9 protein-coding genes are annotated in these 7,836 nt (G+C 36.6%); 8 read left to right on the forward strand and 1 reads right to left on the reverse strand.

Features of this window, described 5'->3' with window-relative positions; translation table 11 throughout:
* The first annotated feature begins 479 nt into the window (after positions 1–479).
* The 3 genes from lspA to Q7U95_RS06245 are packed head-to-tail and all read left to right on the forward strand — an operon-like array spanning position 480 to position 2,693.
* On the forward strand, positions 480–926 hold the full coding sequence (gene lspA, locus Q7U95_RS06235) for a signal peptidase II (RefSeq protein ID WP_308752827.1): 447 nt from the start codon (positions 480–482) through the stop codon (positions 924–926).
* A 59-nt stretch (positions 927–985) separates the two neighbouring features.
* Positions 986–1,723 (forward strand): prolipoprotein diacylglyceryl transferase, encoded by a 738-nt coding sequence (gene lgt, locus Q7U95_RS06240; protein ID WP_308752829.1) that lies wholly within the window; start codon positions 986–988, stop codon positions 1,721–1,723.
* A gap of 22 nt (positions 1,724–1,745) precedes the next feature.
* Positions 1,746–2,693 carry an RluA family pseudouridine synthase gene (locus tag Q7U95_RS06245; protein ID WP_308752831.1) on the forward strand — a complete coding sequence of 316 codons (948 nt, stop codon included), beginning with the start codon at positions 1,746–1,748 and terminating at the stop codon, positions 2,691–2,693.
* A 42-nt stretch (positions 2,694–2,735) separates the two neighbouring features.
* Here the strand turns inward: Q7U95_RS06245 and Q7U95_RS06250 are convergent, their stop codons facing one another.
* A complete protein-coding gene (locus Q7U95_RS06250; RefSeq protein ID WP_308752833.1) occupies positions 2,736–3,863 on the reverse strand; it encodes a PD-(D/E)XK nuclease family protein in 1,128 nt (375 codons plus the stop codon).
* Positions 3,864–4,118: 255 nt separating this feature from the next.
* Here Q7U95_RS06250 and rpsB point away from each other — a divergent pair, with 255 nt between their 5' ends.
* From rpsB to Q7U95_RS06275, 5 genes are all read left to right on the forward strand, one after another.
* Positions 4,119–4,850 (forward strand): 30S ribosomal protein S2, encoded by a 732-nt coding sequence (rpsB, locus tag Q7U95_RS06255; RefSeq protein ID WP_308752835.1) that lies wholly within the window; start codon positions 4,119–4,121, stop codon positions 4,848–4,850.
* A gap of 61 nt (positions 4,851–4,911) precedes the next feature.
* Positions 4,912–5,511, forward strand: coding sequence for a translation elongation factor Ts (gene tsf, locus Q7U95_RS06260; protein ID WP_308752837.1), 600 nt, complete (start codon positions 4,912–4,914; stop codon positions 5,509–5,511).
* Between the two features lie 85 nt (positions 5,512–5,596).
* Positions 5,597–6,328, forward strand: coding sequence for a UMP kinase (pyrH, locus tag Q7U95_RS06265; RefSeq protein WP_308752838.1), 732 nt, complete (start codon positions 5,597–5,599; stop codon positions 6,326–6,328).
* Positions 6,318–6,878 (forward strand): ribosome recycling factor, encoded by a 561-nt coding sequence (gene frr, locus Q7U95_RS06270; RefSeq protein WP_308752840.1) that lies wholly within the window; start codon positions 6,318–6,320, stop codon positions 6,876–6,878. The genes pyrH and frr overlap by 11 nt, the downstream gene beginning before the upstream one ends.
* Before the next feature lie 26 nt (positions 6,879–6,904).
* Positions 6,905–7,696 (forward strand): isoprenyl transferase, encoded by a 792-nt coding sequence (locus tag Q7U95_RS06275; RefSeq protein ID WP_308752842.1) that lies wholly within the window; start codon positions 6,905–6,907, stop codon positions 7,694–7,696.
* The last annotated feature ends 140 nt before the right edge of the window (positions 7,697–7,836 follow it).

The raw sequence follows: 7,836 nt of genomic DNA on the forward strand, positions 1-7,836 counted from the left end.
TAAAACGAAGCAATTTAAAAAAGTTTTTATCCAAAGGATAATTGTACACTGGACAAAAATGATTGATTGGTTCGTTTTCTTATTCGCCTAAGATTTTATTTTTTATGGGTGGGCAACAGATCTGGATTGCCCGCCTGCCGGCAGGCACGGCGCCGCAGATGTTTGAATCTTCTTCGATTAACGGTGTGCTCATATGCCTGCCCGCCGGAGCATTGTCGGAGGAGGGTCGCTGTTTACCCGACCCACAGGGGTTAAAAAAACTAATAAAAAGCTTTTATTTTTGATTTTTCTGAGGGCTAACAGCTGGAGGCTGAGAGCTGTTTTAATAATATGGCATTTAATTTGCTGGTTTTAGATAAAATTAAAATTTAAATAAAACCCAGGGCCCGCAGCGGGCGGGATGTCGTACCCGCTGGTAAGTAGGAAAACCACCGGACCTGTAGCAAGTGGTGGTTTACTGAATAAATGGAGCTGGTTATTTGATTTTAATATTGGTTTCTTTCAGCACATTTCTTTTTGATCAACTTACAAAGCTATATATAAGACAAAATTTTTCAGTAGGAGAAAGTGCGCCGGTTATAGATAATATTTTTCACATAACTTATGTTCAAAACAACGGAGCTGCATTTGGCTTGATACCAAATCAGCAAACGGTATTATTTTTTATTACATTTTTTGTCATTCTAATTATTGCAGTTTTTTCCATTATTAGCCGGCCAAAAGAAATTTCAATGCAGTTAGCGCTAGGATTAATATTGGGCGGAGCTGTTGGTAATTTACTGGACCGTTTACTTATTGGGACCATCACTGATTTTCTGGATTTTCGCATTTGGCCGGTATTTAATGTTGCCGACTCAGCAATTGTAATTGGAACCATAATTTTATTGTGGACCATAAAAATTGGTGTTAAGTTTAAAAAAACTTAGAGAGTAAGAAGAGAGAGTATACAGGGCAAGCATTAAGCACTAAGGGGTAAGGTGATTACTTGCATCCTATTTTATTTAAAATTTGGCCAATAACGGTTTACTCTTATGGATTTGCTCTAGCTGGAGCATTTATTATAGGGTTTTTTTTATTGACAGCGGAGCTGGAACGTAAAAAAATTGAGACGGGTTTTGCTTATGACTTAGTTTTAGCTGCGATAATTGGTGGGGTTATAGGGGCAAGATTTTTTTATGTTCTGGCACATTTAGATTATTTTTCAAAATATCCTTTGCAGATTTTTTTCATTCAAGAAGGATTAGTTTTTTATGGAGGATTAGCCGGAGGAACTCTTGCTGTCCTTTCGGTTGTTTATCGCAAAAAGCTCCCAGTATCTAAAATAGCAGACGCAGTTGCTCCATGCTTGGCGATTGGAACAGCAATTGGTCGCATCGGTTGTTTCTTAAATGGATGTTGCTATGGAAAGCCCACTAATATATTTTGGGCAGTTAAGTTTCCGGGTGTCCCACTTACTCGCCACCCAACTCAAATTTATGATCTTATCTATAATTTAATAATTTTTTGTATTATTTGGAGTTTACGAAAGAAGATTAACAAAGATGGAATGATTTTCTGGTTTTATTTATTCTTTTATTCAATAGGGCGTTTTTCAGTTGAATTTTTCAGAGTTTCAGCTTTAGTATTATGGGGCCTTACTATGGCCCAAATAATTAGCATAGGTTTATTCTTAGTTTCTCTGATGATTTTATTAAAAAAATATTCATTATTAAATTTTTATTAGCAGGCTCTAAAAAGAAGGCACGGTGTGTTTTAAGGTGGCGGAAACTAAGAGACTTAATTTAAAAGTTGGGGATGAAGGTAAGGGCCAAAGGTTAGACTCATTTTTAGTAAACTTGAAAGAAATTCCCTCAAGATCTTTTGCGCAACACTTAATACAAAAAGGTTTTGTTAGGGTTGACGACAAACGAGTTTCAAAAAATCATCGTTTAAAAAAAGGGGAAGTCATATTCCTTGAAATTCCTCCCCCGGAATTATCCTCATTAACCCCAGAAGAAATTTTGTTGAATATAATTTACGAAGATAATGATATAATTGTGCTTTCGAAACCGGCAGGAATAGTTGTCCATCCTGCGTATGGGCATCCAAGCGGAACAATAGTTAATGCGTTATTAGCTCACACAAAGGATTTATCGGGAATTGGAGGCAATGTAAGGCCCGGGATTATTCATAGGTTGGATAAGGATACTTCAGGATTGATGATTGTCGCAAAAAACGATGAGGCGCATCGGATTCTGTCAAGTGAACTAAAGGATAGAAAGATAAAACGTTTTTATTTAGCCTTAGTTCACGGGGTTGTTGAAGTCGATTCTGGAACAATTGATGCTCCTATTGGCAGAAGCTTGAAAAATAGAAAGAAGATGGCTGTTACAGAAATAGCTGCTCGAAACGCGATAACTACGTTCAAGGTAAAGCAAAGATTTAGCCAGTATACACTTCTTGAAGCCAAGCTGGAGACAGGTCGAACTCATCAAATTCGGGTTCATATGAAATATATAAATCACTCTGTTGTGGGCGATTTTACTTATGGTTATAGAAAAAATGAGAGAAATTTAGGTCTTAATCGCCAATTTCTTCATGCTTATAAACTCGAATTTATTCATCCAAAAACCGGGAAGAAGATTTTTTTGGAAGATAATCTACCCGAAGAACTTGAGACCGTTTTGCGTCATCTTCAGGAGCATAAAGCGTAGATTACCTGTTTTGACATTTCTGACTTGAATCCGACTGGTTTTCTAATTTATTTTCTTTAAATACAAATTGTGGGAAACACTTTTTATTTCTTTAGTGGTTTCTATGAGCTCTTTGATTTTTTCGTTGAGCCGATCACTTTTCAGTAAATCATCTAAGCGCTTAGAATCAATTTTTAAAATTTTTTCCCAAAGTCCCAATGGCTCCATAATTTCTTTAAGTTTATTGGCATCATAATCATAAACCAATCTTTCAGATCTGGTAATTTCGTTTGTTTCGGAATAAATTTTATTGCAGTTGTTTTCGTCAAAATATTGGTTTATGAGAAATTGCAGTTCTCCTAGGCGTTCTTTTAACAATTTTTCTTTCTGTCTTAACATAGCGTATTCATCAATTACTTTTTTGGCCTCAATTGCTTCATTAGTATTTTTAAATTTATATTTGAATATGGGACAGTAAATTTGGAAATCACACCAGGGGCATAAAGCGTTCTCAGTTGGTTTGAAGTTGCCTTTGTTTATATTTTCAGCCACTTTTAAGATTAGATTCTTTATTTTTTGTATATCTTCGGGTTTTCTGATAGTGCTTATCTTCATGTTTGGCACTACAAAATATAATGTAAGTTTCTCAGGTTCAATTTGCCAAGTTTCTTTAACTGCAAAATAATACATGGATAGCTGCAAGTCGTTGTTGACGTTGGATTGAGAGGGAAGTTTCTTTCCCGTTTTATAGTCAACGATTTCAAGTTTCCCATCGGGAGTTCTTTCAACTTTATCAATTACTCCGGAAAGAAGACAAGTTTCGCCCGATGACAATTTTTCGTCGAGTTTAATTTGAAACCTATACTCGATGGCAACGGGTAAAGAGAAGGAATCTATATTGGAACGGTAAAAGTTTGTTAGGATGTGCTCAGCATGTTCTTTATAAGCACTCTCTTCCGACTTGTTTAAATATCCCCTTGACAACCAATTTTTATGCATGAAAGACAGAAGTTCTTCAAGAGAGGGTGGATTTGGTGTTGGAACGTTATAAAAATAATATAAAGCTTTATGAATAGTGCTTCCAAAGCTTAAGGCCGGACTTTTTTTACGAGGCAGCTTATCTAAATAAGCAAATTTATAAGAAAGCGGGCAATTTTGATATGTTGAGATTGACGAATAACTTAGTATCATTTTATCCCTTCATGTTTTATAAAAGAATAATAGGAACAAACGTTCGATGTCAAGTATTTTTTCTAATTTATTGATATAAAAATTCTTAATTATGTTCAAAGCCATTATGATTGTTGCCTCAGGTTGCCCAGTTATGTTAAACTGTTCACGCTTAATAACACACGTTGGTGGACCTTTTTTAAGGTTCCCTTTATGGGTTTAAAGGAGGGTGGAAGCCAACGGAGGTTTAAACCGAATAAGAGAGGAGGTGAGAGTGTGGCAATAGTTTCAATGAAAAATCTGCTTGAAGCGGGAGTTCATTTTGGGCACCAGACTCGTCGTTGGAATCCAAAAATGAAGCCATACATCTTCACCGAAAGAAATGATATTTATATCATAGATCTTCAGAAGACACTGGCCTTAATTGAATCAGCTTATGCTTTTGTGAGAGAAACCGTTGCTAATGGCGGGTCGGTTATGTTTGTTGCTACAAAAAAACAAGCTCATGATGCAATTGAGCAAGAAGCCGTCAGATGTGAAATGCCTTATGTTAATTGTCGTTGGTTAGGTGGAATGTTAACTAACTTTGAGACAATTAAAAAACGCATCGATCACTTAAAAGAGCTTGAGGAGATGCAGGAAAGTGGATTGATGGAGAAGCTTCCCAAAAAGGAAGCTTCTAAGCTTTTGGCTAAAAAAGAAAAACTTGCTAAAAATCTCACTGGAATAAGAAATATGAATAAATTACCGGACATAATGTTTGTAATCGACACAAAGAAGGAACAAATAGCAGTCAACGAGGCAAGAAGACTCGAGATTCCTATTGTTGGCGTGGTAGACACTAATGCAGATCCTGACGAAGTGGATTACATTATTCCTGCTAATGATGACGCGATTAGAGCTGTTACTCTGCTTAGTAAAATTATTGCAGATGCTTGTTTAGAGGGCGTTAGCAGAAGAGTACCTGTTGAGGAAGAACAAGAAAAACTCGATTTAGTCGAGGGATAAACCACAGCGAGCCCTAGCGGCTCGCTGTCTTAAAATTACTTAAATTGGAGGTTATCAACAGATGACAGTAACTGCTTCCCAAGTCAAAGAGCTTAGGGAAACCACGGGGGCAGGCATGATGGATTGTAAAGCAGCATTAACTGAAGCAAAAGGTGACATGGAAAAAGCGGTTGATATTTTGCGCAAAAGAGGGTCTGCTACTTTACAAAAGAAAGCCGGAAGAGTTGCTAATGAAGGAATAATTGATGCCTATATACACGCTGGCGGAAAACTTGGTGTTATTTTAGAGGTTAATTGCGAAACTGATTTTGTGGCACGGAATAAAGATTTTAAGAACTTTGTCCATGACTTAGCCATGCATATCGCTGCCGCTAACCCACTTTGGATTTCACGAGATGAGATTTCTCCGGAAGTAATTACGAAAGAACGGGACATTTACAAAGAACAAGCTCTTAATGAAGGAAAACCAGAAAAGGTTATAGATAAAATAGTTGAAGGTAAACTTGAAAAATTTTATGAAAGAACATGTCTTTTAGACCAACCCTTTGTTAAAAACCAGGAGATAACTATCAAAAATTATCTTGGTGAGTTAGTGGGAAAAATTGGAGAAAATATAGTTATTAGACGTTTTGATAGATATTTATTGGGAGAAGAAGAATAATTTTAATTTAGATTTTAATATCAATAAGTTCACTTAAAAATATTTTTTCGCGATGATAAATAAAATATTTACGAAAGGGATTTATGTGAAAAAACCTGCGTATAAAAGGGTTCTTTTAAAACTTAGCGGAGAAGCTCTTACTAATAAACTTGGGTATGGAATGGACCCCGAAATAATGTTATCGATAGCGAAACAAATCAAAGAAATTAATGATCTTGGAGTTGAAGTAGCAGTTGTTGTTGGCGGAGGTAATATTTTTAGGGGGATAGCTGCGAGTGCTCGGGGGATGGACAGGGCAACGGCTGATTTTATAGGAATGCTTGCTACGGTGATGAACTCATTGGCTCTCCAGGACGCCTTAGAGAATCAACAAGCAATAACTCGTGTTCAAACTGCTATTTGGATGCAAGAGATAGCAGAACCGTATATAAGGCGTCGGGCTATTAGACATCTTGAGAAGGGGCGTGTTGTCATATTCGCAGCTGGGACAGGCAACCCTTATTTTAGTACGGATACTGCTGCCGCATTGAGAGCCTTAGAAATAGGCGCGGAAGCAATATTAAAAGCAACCAAAGTTGGTGGAGTTTATGATTCGGACCCAATTAAAAACCCAAATGCTAAGTTGTTTTCAGAACTTAAGTACATTGATGTTCTAAATATGGGGTTAAAGGTGATGGATACAACGGCAATTTCTTTGTGTATGGATAACAATCTTCCAATAATTGTTTTTAACTTAACCGAGCAAGGCAATATTAAAAAAGTGTTGTTTGGGGAAAAAATTGGAACCATTGTTAGAGGGGGAAATAATGATGGCTAAAGAGCTTCTCAAACGTGCCGAAGATAGAATGAAGATGGCGGTTCAGGCTCTAAGGGGAGAATTTGGGACAGTCAGAACCGGACGTGCTTCAGTTTCTATTTTAGATAAGGTCAATGTTGATTATTTTGGGACCGCAACACCCATTAATCAGCTTGCGAGCATATCGGCTCCCGAGCCACGTTTACTTACTATTCAACCCTGGGACAAATCAATTATTAATGATATTGAAAAAGCAATAACAAAGTCTAATCTTGGTTTTAATCCTTCTAACGATGGAACATTAATTAGGATTCCAATGCCGTCTCTAACCGAAGAGAGAAGAAAAGAATTAGTTAAGGTGGTAAAAGGAATGGCAGAGGAAAGTAGAGTTTCTGTTAGAAATATAAGGCGTGATACAAATGAACACATTAAGTCTATGGAAAAAGATGGAGATATATCGGAAGATGATTTTAGAAGGGTACAATCAGAAGTTCAAAAGCTTACAGATAGATATATAGCTGAAATTGATAAAATGTTAAAGCATAAAGAAGACGAGATAATGGAAGTTTAATTTTTAAAAGAAAGGTAATTATAAACGTGGTTAATGTTTTTAAAAGATTGACCAAAAGTCTTCGTTTAATATCTTTAAAGAAAAGCGAAGACTTTTTTTTAAAGCAGATAAATGATGAAAAAATACCGGTTCATGTCGCTATTATTATGGATGGGAATGGTCGTTGGGCCAAGGCAAGAAGACTTCCTCGTATAGCAGGGCACAGGGCTGGGACCAAGGTGGTTCATCAAATTGTGGAAGTCGCTGCCGAACTTGATGTTAAGTATCTAACTCTGTATGCATTCTCGGTTGAAAATTGGCAAAGGCCCAAAAGTGAAGTATCGGCTCTTATGGGGCTTTTTGATAAAATGTTAGCCAAGGAGATAAAAGAACTTCATGAGAGCAACGTTAAATTTATTGCCATTGGCCGGCTAAATGAATTGTCTCAGAGATTACAAAAAACTATTGAAAAAGCAATGCGTCTTACAGAAAAAAATACGGGATTAATATTAAATATTGCCATTAATTATAGCGGTCGGGTTGAAATAATTGACTGTGTAAAACAAATCGCCAAAAAAGTCGATAGAAAAGAGCTGGAACCAGATAAAATCAACGAAGAGACGATAATAAATAATCTTTACGTACCGGGGGCTCCGGACCCCGAACTTTTAATAAGAACCGGTGGAGAGAGAAGAGTAAGCAATTTTTTATTGTGGCAGATAGCATATTCGGAATTTTGGATAACTCCTGTATTGTGGCCTGATTTTAAGAAAATCAATTTTCTTAAAGCGATATACGAATTTCAGTTGCGGGAAAGACGTTTCGGAGGACTACAATAATATAACTTGTTTATTTAGGGGGGGCGGAATGCTTAGAGAGAGAATTATTACAGCTGTTGTAGGTATCCCCATATTGTTATGTTTTTTGTTTTTGGGGAAGTATTCATTTCTCTTTCTGGTAACATTGATTGTGGTTTTGG

This window comes from Candidatus Oleimmundimicrobium sp. (genome assembly GCF_030651595.1).
Lineage (GTDB): Bacteria > Actinomycetota > Aquicultoria > UBA3085 > Oleimmundimicrobiaceae > JAUSCH01.